We start from the raw sequence: 15368 nt of genomic DNA, 5'->3' as shown, positions 1-15368 counted from the left end.
GCGATGCAAAAACTCACCCGCATTCAGATGGCCGCGCGGCTTGCAAAGGATATCCCTGCCGGTAGTTACGTCAATATCGGCATCGGTCTGCCGGAACTGGTGGCCAACCACCTCGATCCTGCCGACGAGATCTTGCTGCAGAGCGAGAACGGCATGCTTGGCATGGGACCGGCAGCCGCGCCCGACGAAGAGAACCACGAGCTCATCAACGCCGGCAAGCACCCCGTAACGCTGCTCACCGGAGGCGCCTTTTTTGGCCATGTGGACTCGTTTGCCATGATGCGTGGCGGCCATTTGGACTTGTGCATCATGGGTGGCATGCAGGTGTCGCAGACGGGTGACCTGGCAAACTGGTCCCTGGGCCGCAAAGGCGAGCCGCCCGCCGTTGGCGGTGCAATGGATCTGTCCGTTGGCGCGCGAAAAGTGTTCATCCTGATGGAACACAACGCCAAGGACGGCACGCCAAAGCTGGTCGAGAACTGCACACTGCCATTGACAGGCCCCGGTGTGGTGCATCGCGTCTACACGGATCTGGCGATCGTTGATATCACGCCGAAAGGATTTGTCCTGAGAGAGAAGCTCGTAGATATCAGTGATGGCGAGTTGCGAGCGTGTACCGGAGCACCATTGCACTTTCCGGACGATCGTTGAGATGGTGGGCGGGTGATTTCGTTACAGCGAACTCGGGTTCAATCCCGACGGCAAGACCTTCATGTCAACCCGGGCTGATGGGATTCCCGATCCCCCTCATTCTCCACGAGCCACGTGACACCCGCGTTTTTAAATTTCCGCACATATGGCCGCAGCAAGGCGATCAATTCACTATGCAGCGCCTTTACCGTATGTGGGTTACGCGTGAGCATGGGGCTACAAGATATGATCGTTCTGCCTAGCGACGGACTGACTATTGGTGCGCCTACGAGTCGCTGGGCGTCCAGCATCGGGGTGATGGGCATGACCGGCAGGATGGTGTAGCCCACACCCCGTTCAACCAAGTCCAGGATGACGGCAGTACTGTCCGATTCAGCGACTGGATTCAGGTTGACGCCAATGATGGTGCACGCACGGTCGATGGCGTTGCGCAGACTCTTTGCCTCAGGAACCACCATAGGCAGTTTTACGACCTCTGCGAGGTTGACCGGGCTCGATTGCGAAAGCCCGCAACCCGGCAGGCCTACCACGTAGATGGGCTCACGATATACCGGCGAGGTCTGCAGCATCTCCGATTGCAGGTAGTCGCCCATGAGGCAGATGTCCAGCTTGCCGTCCTCGAGGCCATCCTGCAAAAAATCAGAGAATCCCGCAGCGATTCGTACTTTCAGGTCCGGATACTGGCGACGCAGCGAAGTGACCAATGGTCCCGCCAATACGGCGGCCAGACCGGGCAACATCCCGATGGCCACTGATCCCATCAGGTTCTTGGCCGCAGCGCCAATGTCCGCCTTGGCCTGATTCAGCCCTTTGAGAGACACACGTACCTGATCGACAAAGCGGCGGCCCGGGACGGTCAGAACCATCCCCAGGTGGTTTCGGTGGAACAAAGGCGCGCCCAACTCGTCTTCCAACTGTTTCAGCTGCCGAGATAGCGCGGGTTGAACGATGTGCAGCAATTCCGACGCTCTGGTGAGACTGCCCGTCTCCGCAATGGCCAGAATGGTTCGTAGTTGTCTTAAGTCCATCGTCGGCTCACTCCACTGATTGATCTATGCCAAACCGCTATAGCCGCCAGAGAAAGATGTGAATTGTCTCGTAGTTGCGCGGCAAATACCATGGGTCGGGTTGGAGTGCCTTGCCGGCGATAGAACCATGAGACAAGAGATCAAGAACCATGAAAAGAATTTTGGTTGCCAACCGTGGCGAAATTGCCGTTCGGGTTTTTCGCGCCATACGTGACCTAGGCATGCAAAGCGTGGCTGTGTATTCCCGAGATGACTCGAACTCACGGCATCGAATTTTGGCGGATACGGCGGTTGCGCTGAACGGGTCTGGCCCTGCGGCCTATATCGATATCGACGCCATCATCGCCGCAGCAAAAAGTGAGGACTGCGATGCCATTCATCCAGGCTATGGATTTCTGAGCGAGAGATCGGATTTCGCACAAGCCTGTGCCGATGCGGGGATCACCTTCATTGGCCCAGAGGTCGAACAGTTGGCTTTGTTCGGCGACAAGGGGCGCGCCCTGAAACTCGCCCGAGAATGCGAAGTTCCGGTGATGCCGGCGACGCACGGTGGGGCGACGCTCGAAGAGATCATGCAGTTCTTCGACCAACAGGGCGGCGTCGGCATCGTCATCAAGGCGGTTGGCGGGGGTGGCGGCCGCGGCATGCGTGTCGTACAGGATAAATCCGAAATTCCAGAACGCTATGCCCGCTGTCGATCCGAGGCGACGTCCGCATTTGGAGTGGATGCGCTCTATGCGGAACGCCTGGTCAATCGTGCTCGCCACATCGAAGTGCAAATCATCGGCGATGGCGCCAATGTCGTTGCGCTGGGTGAGCGCGATTGCACGCTGCAGCGGCGTTTTCAGAAGGTCGTCGAAATAGCGCCCAGTCCGGTTCTCGACGCCGCGTTGCGCACTGGCATTCTCGCTGCCGCAAAAAAGCTCGCATCGAAAGCGAACTATCGCGGCCTGGGCACATTTGAATTCCTCGTCGAGGAAGACGACCGTGGCGTACAGACAAGTTTCGTTTTCATCGAAGCCAATCCTAGACTGCAAGTCGAGCACACCATCACAGAGCAGGTCACAGGTGTAGATCTGGTGGCAGTGCAAATCGGTATCGCGCAGGGGAAAAGCCTGCAGGCCTTGGGTTTGGATCCTGCGTGCCCTCCGCAGCCGCGAGGGTATGCCATTCAGGCGCGGATCACGACAGAAACGACCGATGCTACCGGCATGGCTCGCCCTGCACACGGGCGGCTTGAGCGGTTTGATCCGCCTACCGGTCCGGACGTGCGAGTCGATACGCACGCCTATAGTGGCTACTCGCCAGCGTCGGCCTTTGACACGCTTTTGGCCAAGTTGGTCGTATCGAGTGCCAACGAGGATTTCTCCAGCGTCGTCAGACGCCTGCGCCGCAGCTTGGGGGAGTTCCGCGTCGTTGGGGTGGCGACGAATATTGAGCTGCTCAGGGCGCTAGTCGAGCGTGATGATTTCCTGCTGCAGCAGAACCATACGCGGCATGTAGAGGCGATTTTGCCGGAACTGCTGACTGCTGCTACTCAGTTAGAACTGGAACAGCAGGCAAAGGATCGGCTCATCGGCGAGGACGCGCATACGCCTGCTGTGTCGTCTGTTTTGAAAGCAATTGCCATTGATGAGCGGATCGATGACCATTTGGTCGCTTGTCGCGCGCCGTTGAGCGGTCGTATTGTCGAGCTGTCGGTTGCCGTGGACGACGTGGTACAGAAAGGCCAACCCATTGCGGTCATCGAAGCGATGAAAATGGAGTATTCCGTTGTTGCCGAGGGCAATGGCCGAGTCGTGGACGTCCGCGCCATTCAGGGAAATCAAGCGGCCGAAAACGAAATTCTGGTGGTGATCGAGCAGGGCCCGGGCGGCGTCGACCTGGACGTCGACGTAAAAACCGTTGACTTGAACGCCGTCCGCCCGGATTTGCAGGCCGTATTTGATCGTCATGCGATTCTGTATGATGAGGCACGCCCTGATGCGGTGGCAAAGCGGCAGTCGAGAGGACAGCGCACCGCCCGTGCAAATATCGCCGATCTGTGCGACGACGGCTCCTTTGTCGAATATGGCGCTTTGGTCATTGCCGCACAGGCCACGCGGCGCACAAAGGAAGACTTGATCGCCAATACGCCTGCCGACGGCATTGTTACGGGTGTTGGCAACATCAATGGCGCTGAATTCGGCTATGACGCCTCGCTGAGCGCCGTGCTGGCCTACGACGCAACGGTCCTGGCAGGCACGCAAGGCAAACGTAATCACATCAAAACAGACAGGCTGGTCGAACGCGCGCATCGCGATGAGATGCCATTGGTGTTGTTCGCGGAGGGCGGCGGCGGCCGTCCGGGAGACGTGGACTTTCCATTCGTGTCCGGGCTGTATCAACCCACCTTTGCGTCTCTGGCGGAATTGAGCGGCGAGGTTCCTCTACTGGGCATCGTGTCGGGTCGATGCTTTGCCGGCAATGCTGCTTTTCTAGGCGTATGTGACGTCATCATTGCGGACAAGTGTTCAAACATCGGCATGGCGGGGCCGGCCATGATTGAGGGCGGGGGGCTGGGTATTTTCAAGCCCGAGGAAGTCGGCCCTGCGCCTGTGCAGTTTGCCAACGGCGTGATCGACATTCTGGTGGAAAACGAAGCCGAGGCCGTCGCGGTGGCAAAGCGCTACCTCTCGATGTTTCAGGGACGCACGACAACCTGGTCGGCGCCCAATCCGCTCGAACTGCGGCATATGGTCCCGGAGAATCGCCTGCGTGTCTACGATAGCCGCAAGGTCATCGAAGGCATCGCGGATGTGGGCAGCGTACTGATGTTGCGCTCTGGATTCGGGCATGGGCTGCACACGGCTTTGGCTCGGGTCGAGGGCCAATCGGTCGGCATCATCGCCAATAACCCGCACCATTTGGGCGGCGCCATCGACGCTGATGCGGCGGACAAGGCAGCGCGCTTTATGACGCTGTGTGACGTTCACGGGTTGCCGATCATTTCCCTGATCGATACCCCGGGATTCATGGTCGGCCCTGACGAGGAGGCAAAGGCGCAGGTTCGCCATGTGTCCCGGATGTTTGTGGTGGCTGCCAAATTGCGCGTCGCGCTGCTGGCGATTGCGCTGCGTAAAGGCTATGGTCTGGGCGCCATGGCAATGGCGGGGGGGAGTTTTCGCTCTGCAAGTTGTGCGGTGTCGTGGCCGACAGGAGAGTTCGGCCCTATGGGGCTGGAGGGCTCGATCAGGTTGGGTTTTAAAAAGGAACTCGAGAATGTTCCGCCAGGGCCCGAGCGCCAAGCACTTTACGACCAATTGGTAGCGCGCGCATACGAGCGTGGCCATGCCATCAACGTCGCTTCTACGACCGAAATCGACGCAGTCATCGATCCGGCCGAAACTCGCACCTGGATTCGTCAGGGGATCGCGTCCGCAGCGCTGCGTGCGGGCCGGGCACGTCGCTCCTTTGTCGATACATGGTGAGCATAAAAATTACTGAGGAACCGACCGTGATGAAGCACGACTCTACGGACCAGCTTGCCCTCGCTGGACTGCGCGTCCTCGAAGTAGGTACCGGAGCGGCACTGGCTTATGCGGGCAAACTCTTCGCCGACTTTGGCGCTGAAGTAATCAAATTGGAGGACCCCGCTGCGGAAGAACTTCGACTTGTTCCGCCGTTGTTGAGTTCTCCTGGCTCGGCGCAGCAAAGCGCGCTGAACGCCTGGCTCAACGCAAATAAACGCAGCGTTACCTTGAACAATAGCAGCTTCGAAGAGCACGCATGGCTATCACGTCTGGCGAGAACGTGTGACGTGATTCTTGATGCCAGAGCGTTGAGCGCAGGCGTTGACGTACTGAGCCGGCCGGTTTGCGGCACTGGTGAGGCTGCCGACGAGTCAAACGCTCCCATTGAGGTGTGTTTGACCTGGTTTGGGGAAAGCGGGCCCTATCGCAATTTCGTGGGAACGACGGCTGTATGCCGTGCCTTGAGCGGCGCCGTCTACACCAGCGGGGCGGTGGAAGGTCCGCCGCATTTGCCGCATGACATTCAAACCGGCATTGTCGCCGGCCTGGCCGCGTTTTCGAGTGTGATGTCAGCACTGATCGGAGCGTCCGACGGGACTCGCCGGTATGTGCTCAGTATTCACGAGCTGACGTTCTCGGTGGTGGAAATGGAAGCAGGCATGGTGCAAGACGGGCGTCACCCCAAAGCCCGTCTGGGTGTGAACCGATTCTGCACGACCCACCCGGGGGGCATCTACCAGACCAAGCAGGGCTGGATCGGGATTTTCGCGCATACGGCTCCTCAATGGACGGCGCTATGCTCGGCGATCGGCCATCCGGAACACGCCAATGACGCTCGTTTCGTCAATGGCCCGACGCGTATTCAACATGCCGACGAGATCGACGCATTTTTGATTCCAGCGCTGCTGACCAAGACTGCGCAGGAATGGTTTGAGCAATTGGCACGCGAAAAATTCCCCGCCGTGCTGGTGCCGACCATGAAGGAATTGCTTGAACAGAGAGTCCATCGGGAACGCGGCGCGTTTGTTCCGGTTCAATTCGGATCGAGCCGATTCGAGGGCGTGGTCGTTCCGCTGCCGCTTGGCGATGCGGGGCCTTTGCCTGGCGGGGCTGCTCCGGCAATGGGGGCAGATAACGCCTTTTATCGCACTGAGCAGGCGTTGCGCCCCAGATCACGCCGCGCACGCGCACCGGTGGCTGTGGCACCGCTGCGGCAGATTCGTGTGATTGACCTGACGATGGGTTGGGCAGGTCCGCTGGCAGCGCGCACGCTTGCCGACTTTGGCGCCGAAGTCATCAAGGTCGAGGCAACGCAATATCCAGATTGGTGGAGAGGCACCCACTATACCGAGGAGTTTTATCGCGATCGGTTGTACGAAAAAAATTCGAACTTCGCGTTGATGAACCGCAACAAGCTCGGCATTACGCTTGATTTGACCCGGCAGGAGGGGCGCTCGGTTTTACTCGATCTGGTAAAAAGCGCCGACATTGTCATCGAGAACTATTCAACCGAAGTGCTTCCAAAATTGGGCTTGGACTACGCAGCCTTGTCTCGGGTAAACGATCGGCTGGTGATGATTTCCATGCCGGCATTCGGCGGCGGCAACGAATGGAGCACCACCAGGGCTTATGGCGGCACGCTTGAGCAGGCTAGTGGCTTGCCCCATCACACCGGATTTCCTCAGAACCCGCCGTCACTGACATCCTATGCTTATGGAGACCCTGTCGGGGGATGGAATGGAGGCGCCGCTGCGTTGGTATCGCTGCTGGTACAGGCGCGCACGGGGAAAGGGCGGCACGTCAATCTGTCGCAGGTCGAATGCATGCTCTCGATGGTCGCACCGTTCCTCATCGAGCAGTCGGTATGCGGCCATACTACCGCTCGTAACGGGAACGCGCATCCTGTTTTCGCCCCGCATGGCATATATCAATGCGCAGGCGACGACGATTGGGTGGTTGTGAGCGTGATCAACGATACGCAATGGCGCACGCTGACCGACTTGATACAGGCACCGCAATTGGCACAGGATCCATCGTTGAGTCATGCCCTAGGCCGCCACGCCCGGCGACAAGAGATCGATAGCCAGATCAGCAAGTGGACCACGCAACGGTCGGCAGAAGAGGCTATGTACGTGTTGCAGACCGCCGGTATCAGTGCCGGCGTCGTAAAGCCCGTGTGGGAGATCCTGGAGGATCCACATCTGAATCAGCGGGGGTTCTTCAAAGAGATTCCGCGCGCATATCTGGGGCAATACCTGACCACCACACCGTGGTTCAGAGAAACAGCAGCGCCCACGGAAGTCATTCGTGCGGCACCCACGCTGGGGGAGCACAGCCGAGAGGTTTTCTCGCGAGTGCTCGGACTGACTCAAGCGCAGCAGCAGGCACTTGAGGCGGGCGGCATAACAGGAACCGCCGCAACGAAGAAAGCAGCTTAGATAACAAGCCCGGTATTTTCGGCTTGGAAGTTGTCAAACTATTCGGAGACAAAAAAATGACTATATTCAAATCGCGTAGAGACTTTCTCATAGCATGCGCCGGTATCGCAGGCGGTGCCGGGCTCGGGCTGGGGCCGAGCGCGGTGTTCGCGCAAGACCCCAAGTGGCCTGCCAAACCTATTCGAATCGTCGTACCGTTTCCGGCGGGATCCATTACCGATGCGATGGCTCGCTTGTTGGCGGACGACCTTTCGAAAACATTGGGACAGCCAGTAATTGTAGAGAACAAAGGTGGCGCCAATGGTTCAATCGGAGCCGCCGAGGTCGCGCGTTCAGCGCCGGATGGGTACACCTTGCTGGCCACCAACAGTAGCAGTATTACCGTGAATCCATTGGTCTACAAGAATTCGCCCTATAAGTCGACGGACTTTGCACCGATCGCGTTGGTGCTGGACGCTCCATTCATCGTGAACGTCAATGCCGATTGGGCAAAGAAGCACTCGATCAACTCACTCAAAGATTTGACGGCCTTTGCCAAGAGCCATCCGTCTGAGCTCACTTACGGCTCGGGCGGTATGGGGAATCTGGCGCATTTGGCGTATGCGATGTTGAGCAACGAAGTGGGGTTCAAGGCTACGCATGTGCCCTACAAGGCCGGGTCACAGGCCAGCACAGCTGCGATGTCTGGGGAGGTCAACACGCTGTTTGACACGCTGACGAGTATTCCGCAGGTCAAAGCCGGAAAGCTCAAGGCACTGGCAGTGACGTCACAGCAACGGCTTGCCCAGCTGCCTGATGTCCCTACCATCGCCGAAGCGGGATTCCCGAATATCGCTGTGACGTTCTGGTTGGGATTGCTAGCACCCGCAAAAACCCCACCGGAAATTATTGAAAAACTGTACGAGCACGCCAAGCAGGCTATGTCGGTGCCGGCAGCGAACAAGGCGTTGAGCGCACAGGGAACCATTGCCATGGTTGGTCCGAACGATTTTGCCAAACGTATTGCGAACGAGACCAAGCAACTGGCTGAAGTCGTCAAACGAGAGAAAATTACTCTCGATTGACTAACTGAGCCCGCGATCGCGCGCTATTTGGCTTATTGCAAGGAGGATTTTGCAATCAAGTCCTCGTACACCGCAGGGGCATCCGTAAACCCCTGCTGCTGGAGCTTTTTGACATAGGCGTCGGACACGGGCTGAAGGCCCGACTTCCAACGCTGCAACGTCGCAGTGTCCGGCCGCACTATCTCCTGTCCAGGTCCGTGCGCGCCCTCGTAGTAGGGCTTATCCCATTTATCCCACAGCAGGCCTAACTGCGCGACGAGTGTATCGCCAGATAAGCGATCTATGGCTGTGCGAACATCGGCAGGCAAAGAATCGAACCTGGCTTTGTTCATCACGATAAAGAACGCCGATGCATAAAATGGCACAGCGGTGTGTTGCTTCATCTCATCATTGAAGCCGGGAATGGGCGTGCCCCAATTGGTGATAATGCCGTCGAGCTGGTTCGCTCTCAATGCAGGTATGATCTCGTCGGGCTGCAGTAGTTTCGGCTGTGCACCGACATACTCGAGCGTGGTCGCAACGGTGGCGTTTGGCACCCGCAAACGCAAACCCTTTAAATCGCCTAGTTCGACGACTCGCGTCTGTTTTGTGTGTACCAGTCCGGGATTTTGCACGAACAACGCCAACACCTTGAACTCTTTGTATTCATCTGCGATCACGTTATTCTTATAAAGCGCCCATAACGCCTCAGAGCCGCGCTTTGCATCAGAAACCACAAATGGCAGCTCGATAATCGAGCTTCGCATAAAACGTTCACCTTCTGCGCCGCGCAGCCCAAGCGCGATATCGACTGTGCCTGCTTTGACCTGGCTCGCCTGATTTCGCACATTTCCTAATGGCGAACTTGAATTGAGCACTTCGACCGCCACCTTGCCACCAGTCTGCCGCTCGAGTTCGCGCGCCCAAGGTTCGACCAAATCAACTTGAAAGAAGCTTTTTGGACCTAGAAAGTGCGACATCTTTAGATGTATGGCCAGTGGCTCTTGGCTTTCCGTCTTCTGAGCGTGTACCAGCAAAGGTTGACAGGCCAATATTGCAATAGCGACGAGCTTAGTGAGCAGATGTCTACGATGCATAGCGTCCTCCCGGATATGCCGATGTGGCCTGGGCGATGAGATGTCTGCGAATCTTAGTTTAAGTCTGAACTAATATTTATCATCGCTTACCCGTACTTGAGAAAAATCCGCCAGATGTCGCCTGGAGCCAGGGCTATCAACCCTGGGCTGGTGGACGCCGCGATGGCGAAGCAGGAGGGGGATGTCCCCAAGCTAATAGCGGGCCGGCGCCTGTCACTTACTCGACCATCTGACCTAACTGACCGTCTAATAATTGCTGGTAATGCACCGACGGCAGTTCAATCAACGGTTTGCGATACTGACTCCATAACCGGCGGTCTTCGGCCGTGTGGAAAATCTGTTTTTCCGGCATGGCAGGCCACGAGGGGACCTCGAACCACAGTCGCAGCAGATGGCGGCGATCGGCCAGTTCTTTGGCGTCCTGGTAGTCGGTGCGGCCGTGAACCATCATGCGATTGTTCAGGAACTGGATATCTCCTTCTTTGAATCCCATGTCCAGATATAGCTCGGGCGACGCCGATACTTTGCGCACGCGGTATAGGGCCTCGGATTCCTCGGGCGTATAGTTGCATTGCCCGCTCTTTTCGGCCAGGCGGGCATATCCCGTGGGCAGATAGCAGGTGACCTCGCCGTTTTCTTCGTAAAAGAACGGCACGCGGTCTGGGCTGTACGTGCGGGTGGCGCGGCGGCCGTCTTCGTCGGTGCGTTTCAGGTACAAGCCGCGCGCCAGGATCTCCAACAGTTGCGGATATTCGCGGGCCATGGTGTTGTGCACCGCCAGGGCGCTGCTGATACGGCTTTCACCGCCCGATATCGCGGACTTCAGGCACATCAGGCCGATAATGTCGCAAGAATCGGTGTGCATGAGTTGGCCGCCGCCTTTGCGATAGCCGCGCGACTTGGGTTCATAGTCGCTGACGTCCATGACGTGGCCCAGTATGTCACCCAGATAGGATTGCGTCATCGGTTTGCCCAGATACGATCCCAGGCCAAAATAGATGCGCGTCATGTCGTCATCCGAATAGGCCTGGCGATTCAACCCTCGCAGCATCAGGAACCCGCGGCCATGACGAAGACGCTCGGGCAACGCGCGCATCAGGTCGCCCACCTTGTCCAACGGAAACGTCTCCGGCGTGATGTTCGGAAAATCCAGATTGCCCTGCGTCAGCAGATGCTTTAGCGCCAGGTCGATCTCGCGTTGTTCGTTATCGCTCAGGATATGCAGGCCTTCTTTCATCCAGTCGATATCGGGGCCGTTCCAGGCACCCAGCGTGTCGATCTGTGTTCCGATTTTGCTCATGATTGGGGTCTCCTTCGATGTCAGTATGCGGTGCGGGTAGATGCGGTCAGGCTGTCTGGGGTAGGGCGGACGCGGATGGTACGGAGGCTTCGGTTTTATTGGCGGTTGATGTTTCCCCAAAGATCACGCCCTGGTCGAACAGAGGCTGCAAATCGGTGCCGCCCAACAACTCTGTTAAACATTCTGCGGTGTGCTGACCCTTGCGAGGTGCGGGTCTGCGTAATGCGCCCGGGGTGGTAGACAGCCGTGGCACGACGTTATGCATGGGCATGTAGTCCATGTCGGGGTCTTCTACGTCGATCAGGCTTTCGCGTGCGATCACATAGTCGTCGTGCAGCAGGTGGGACGCGTCGTAGATTGGCCCTACGGTGACTTCTGCGGCTTCGAAAATTTGCAGGTTCTCCGCCAGTGAGCGTTGGGCCACGAACTCGGACACGACAGCATCTACGTCCTGCACGTGTTCCAATCGCGCCACGTTCGTGCTGTAGCGCGGATCCGCATTCATGTCGGCACGCCCGATGGCGCAGAACAGGCGGGCTGCCATGGTCTGCGTCGACGTGGATACGCACACCCATTGGCCGTCTGCTGTCTTGTAGGTGTTGCGTGGTGCCGTGGTGCTGGACCGGCTGCCGGTGCGAGCCTTGACCTTGCCGGTAATGCGGTAGCTTGCAGCCTGCGGACCCAGTATGGAAATCATGGGTTCGAACAAAGACAGGTCGATGTCCTGTCCCTGCCCGCCGTTGATACGGACTTCCCATAATGCGGTCATGGTGGCGCTGGCGCCATATAGTCCGGCAGTCATGTCACCTAGAAACATGGGCGGCAGCACGGGCTCGCGATCCTGGAATCCGTTCATGGCCGCAAAACCGGAATACCCCTCGACCAGCGTGCCAAAGCCAGGGCGGCGTTTGTATGGACCCGATTGGCCCCAGCCAGAAATACGCACAACCACCAGTTTCGGATTAGTTTGGCGCAGCGTATCCGGCGCCAAACCCATTTGCTCCAACACGCCGGGACGAAAGCTTTCGACCAGTACGTCGGCGTGGTCGATCATTTTTCGCAGCAGGCCGATGGCGCGTTCGTGGCGGAAATCCAGGCACACACTGCGCTTGTTGCGGCAATAGACCTTCCAGAACGTTTCGACATCACGAGTCTTGAATGCGCGCAGCGTGTCGCCATTGCGGGGTTCCACCTTGATGACATCGGCGCCGAAATCGGCCAGTTGCAATGTCAGCATATTGCCCGCCACTAACCGTGACAGGTCGATGACGCGCAGACCACGCAGTGGACCGTGAGAATTCGCCGAGTACGACGTGCGTTTCAGACTATTGGCAGCAGGTGTTTTCTTGTCCATGATTTTGAGTTTATCAACAAAATAGACATGATGTCTATTTTTGAAAATATATAATTTGAGGCGTTTTTGCCGATCAGCGAACCTTAGAAATCCAGGAGTCCTTTATGCCGAAAGCCGCCGACTCGGGCGTGGCGTCAGTCAATCGAGCCCTTTCCATCCTGATGGCCTTTCAGGAAAGCGTCGAAGGCATGACCCTGACTGATTTGATGAATGCAACGGGCATGTATCACAGCACCATCCTGCGGCTGTGCGAATCGCTGGAGCAATTCGGCTTTATCAAACGCCTGGAGGACGGCCGCTACATGTTGGGGCCTACCCCGTTCTATTTGGGCATGCTGTATCAGGAGTCCTTCCGATTGTGGGATTACGCCGCGCCGGTATTGCGCGACCTGATACGCCAAACCAAGGAAACCGCAGCCATCTATATCCGCGAAGGCGATGAACGCATCTGCTTGCATCGCATGGTGCAACCGCGATCGGTGCGTATGCACGTACGCGAAGGCGATCGCGTCGATCTGGATAAAGGCGCCGCGGGCAAAGTGCTATTAGCGTTCGACGGTAAAAAGGGCGCTGTCTATGACGGCATTCGTAAAGCCGGGTATGCGATTTCGTTGGCGGAACGCGAAACGGAAAGCGCGGCGATTTCATGTCCCATCTTTGGGCCGGGGCAACGGTTGATCTGCGCCCTGTCGTTGGGCATGCCACTGTATCGCTTCAACAAATCCGTGTTCGAGAACTATCTGCCTATCGTGATGGAAGCCGGCGCGAAACTGACGCGTGATTTGGGAGGCGACACTGCGTTGTACGCGCCGCCCTATGCCAAGCTGGAAGGCGTAAAACTGCCGACGTAATAAATAGAGGGCAGTCCCGGCCGGTCAGCGTAGGCTGTCCGGTCTCGGCACCATGGTGGCGTACACCCATCCCACTATTTGCTCGCAACGATGTGCCGTTCAGATGCCAGCGTTTGCCACTTCGACAATTCTGTCTGCACATATTTTGCCGCGTCAGCGCTGTTCATATCTGAGGGTTCAGTGGCTTCGCGAGCGAACAACTCACGCATATCAGGCTCGGCACTGACCTTGCGTATGGCGGCATTCAGGCGATTCACGTAATCGGCCGGGGTACCCGCGGGCGCATAGACGCCCCACCATACATCGACGGAATAGCCTGGCACGGTTTCCGCGATAGTGGGTACGTCGGGAAAGAATTTCGAACGCGTGGTCGACGTGGTCGCCAGTACGCGTATGTCCTTGGCCTGCAAGGGACCGCTGACTGATGCGGGCGTGGTGATCATGGATTCCAGCCGGCCGCCTATCATGTCCGTCACGGCGTTCGAGATGCCTTTATAGGGCACATGGACCATATCTGTGCCTGTTTGTTGGCTCAGCAATTCCGAGCTCATTTGCCCGATGGATCCGATGCCGGCCGAGCCATAGTTCAGCTTGCCTTGCTGAGATTTGGCATCATCGATCAACTGTGCCACGCTGGTATACGACGTGGACTTGCTCACCACGAGCACCATGGCGCCGCGCGCCACCACGGCAATAGGCGTGAACGACTTTATCGCGTCATACGGCAGCTTTTCCTGCGTGGCTGCGTTCGTCACGAATGACACCGAACTGAACAACAGCGTGCTGCCATCCGGTTTTGCCCGTGCCACTTCGGACGAGCCAATCACACCGCCCGCGCCCGGCTTGTTCTCGACGATGACGTTTGTGCCTAGTTCCTTTGATAGCTTGGCGCCTAGCGCGCGGCCGAACATATCGTTGCTGGCGCCGGGTGAGAACGGCACGATCACCTTGATCAGATCGGGCAGGGGAGCTTCGGCGCGCGACGGCGCCGAGAGCAGACAGAGCGCACTGGTCATCAGCGCGCCGGCCAGGCGGGGAAGGGGTTTCATCGTTGTCTCCATTTTTAGACATAATGTCTATTATTGAAAAAGTATAGGCATATGTCGCGAGCCTGTCGAGCACGGGAATGCGGCGTTGGGTGACGCACAGGCGTGTTCGGGCCCACGTTTTCTCTATGAAGACGTGATGTTTTCTAGGGGTTTTCCTGTGGTGGGGAGGGGTAGGTATTGCGAATGTCTACCCAACCGACTTACGCCATTGCCCGGGTGATTGCCCCGTGTGTGCTTTAAAGGCGCGTGATAAGGCGACCTCGCTGCCATAGCCGACGTCGGCGGCGATGAGTTTGAGCGGTTGGCCTTGGCGTAATGCGCGTTGAGCCAGGCCGATGCGCCAGCTCTGTAGATACTGACCCGCCGTGATGCCCACCACCTCACGAAACGCCGTAGCGAACGCACTGCGTGACATGCCGGCGGTGCTGGCTAGATCCTCTAGCGACCATTCCCTGGACGGATGCTCATGCATGGCCACCATTGGGATGCGCAGGCGGGCATGCGCCAGTCCAGCCAGCATGCCGCTTTGCATCTGATTGCTCTCCATCAGTTGCCGCAGGATTTGGATGATCACTACCTCGAAGAGCCGATTTACCACGGCATGCCTGCCGCAGCGTTGCTCGAATGCTTCGTCGAACAGTATTCGCAGCACGTCGGTCGCGCCGGCAATTGAATCCAGTGGCAGACAGATGAAAGGCGGAAGGGCCGCACTGATTGGGTTGTGCAAACCCCCTTCGAAGCGCAAGTTGGCGCACACCATGTCCGCGCCCTCCACAGCGTCCGTGATAAATCGATGCGCCATCGGACGTGGATACAGCAGGAGGCTGGGTGTTTCGACGGTCAGCGAGGTATCGTCGTGAATCACCTCGGCCGGGCCGCGCCGTATCAGGTGCAATTGACCCAAGCCATCTTGTGCTTCCAATAGGTTGTGGCCGCATAGGGTCCCGGCGTGAAACACCTGCGCGTTAATGGCGAAGCGCTGCAACAGTTCCGCGAGTCTATCTGTCATTTTGTACTTTAAGTTAATTTTTTCGGATTTTATATC

At 57.7% G+C, this 15368-nt stretch carries 11 protein-coding genes; 5 read left to right on the top strand and 6 right to left on the bottom strand.

The window, feature by feature from the left end:
- Positions 1-3: 3 nt before the first annotated feature.
- Complete coding sequence (locus ACYVI2_RS25915) at positions 4-651, top strand: 3-oxoacid CoA-transferase subunit B (RefSeq protein ID WP_415817438.1); 648 nt, start codon at positions 4-6, stop codon at positions 649-651.
- Between the two features lie 59 nt (positions 652-710).
- Here the strand turns inward: ACYVI2_RS25915 and ACYVI2_RS25910 are convergent, their stop codons facing one another.
- Positions 711-1679, bottom strand: a complete 969-nt coding sequence (locus ACYVI2_RS25910; protein ID WP_415817440.1) for a LysR family transcriptional regulator — start codon at positions 1677-1679, stop codon at positions 711-713.
- A 149-nt stretch (positions 1680-1828) separates the two neighbouring features.
- Between ACYVI2_RS25910 and ACYVI2_RS25905 the strand changes: the two genes are divergently transcribed.
- Genes ACYVI2_RS25905 through ACYVI2_RS25895 form a run of 3 tightly spaced genes read left to right on the top strand, consistent with a single transcriptional unit; the run spans position 1829 to position 8693 of the window.
- The gene (locus ACYVI2_RS25905; RefSeq protein ID WP_415817442.1) at positions 1829-5149 is read left to right on the top strand and encodes an acetyl-CoA carboxylase family protein; all 3321 of its coding nucleotides are present in this window, start codon (positions 1829-1831) and stop codon (positions 5147-5149) included.
- A 29-nt stretch (positions 5150-5178) separates the two neighbouring features.
- Entirely contained in the window at positions 5179-7629 is a 2451-nt protein-coding gene (locus tag ACYVI2_RS25900) for a CaiB/BaiF CoA-transferase family protein (protein WP_415817444.1), read from the top strand.
- Positions 7630-7685: 56 nt separating this feature from the next.
- On the top strand, positions 7686-8693 hold the full coding sequence (locus tag ACYVI2_RS25895) for a tripartite tricarboxylate transporter substrate binding protein (protein WP_415817446.1): 1008 nt from the start codon (positions 7686-7688) through the stop codon (positions 8691-8693).
- A gap of 32 nt (positions 8694-8725) precedes the next feature.
- Here ACYVI2_RS25895 and ACYVI2_RS25890 read toward each other — a convergent pair whose 3' ends face one another.
- The 3 genes from ACYVI2_RS25890 to ACYVI2_RS25880 form a co-directional block, all read right to left on the bottom strand.
- Positions 8726-9769 carry a TRAP transporter substrate-binding protein gene (locus ACYVI2_RS25890; protein WP_415817448.1) on the bottom strand — a complete coding sequence of 348 codons (1044 nt, stop codon included), beginning with the start codon at positions 9767-9769 and terminating at the stop codon, positions 8726-8728.
- Between the two features lie 217 nt (positions 9770-9986).
- Positions 9987-11069, bottom strand: coding sequence for a TauD/TfdA family dioxygenase (locus tag ACYVI2_RS25885; protein WP_415817450.1), 1083 nt, complete (start codon positions 11067-11069; stop codon positions 9987-9989).
- 46 nt (positions 11070-11115) lie between these two features.
- The gene (locus tag ACYVI2_RS25880; RefSeq protein ID WP_415817452.1) at positions 11116-12423 is read right to left on the bottom strand and encodes a CaiB/BaiF CoA transferase family protein; all 1308 of its coding nucleotides are present in this window, start codon (positions 12421-12423) and stop codon (positions 11116-11118) included.
- 104 nt (positions 12424-12527) lie between these two features.
- On the opposite strand from ACYVI2_RS25880, the gene ACYVI2_RS25875 reads away from it, so the two are divergent.
- Positions 12528-13274, top strand: a complete 747-nt coding sequence (locus ACYVI2_RS25875; protein ID WP_415817454.1) for an IclR family transcriptional regulator — start codon at positions 12528-12530, stop codon at positions 13272-13274.
- 74 nt (positions 13275-13348) lie between these two features.
- On the opposite strand, the gene ACYVI2_RS25870 is transcribed toward ACYVI2_RS25875, so the two are convergent.
- Both ACYVI2_RS25870 and ACYVI2_RS25865 read right to left on the bottom strand, forming a co-directional pair.
- Entirely contained in the window at positions 13349-14323 is a 975-nt protein-coding gene (locus tag ACYVI2_RS25870) for a Bug family tripartite tricarboxylate transporter substrate binding protein (RefSeq protein WP_415817456.1), read from the bottom strand.
- Positions 14324-14510: 187 nt separating this feature from the next.
- A complete protein-coding gene (locus ACYVI2_RS25865) occupies positions 14511-15332 on the bottom strand; it encodes an AraC family transcriptional regulator (protein ID WP_415817458.1) in 822 nt (273 codons plus the stop codon).
- Positions 15333-15368 lie beyond the last annotated feature (36 nt).

The organism is Bordetella tumbae, from assembly GCF_054780995.1.
Note: the sequence above shows the minus strand (reverse complement) of the source record. Positions and strands in the feature narration are given on the sequence as shown.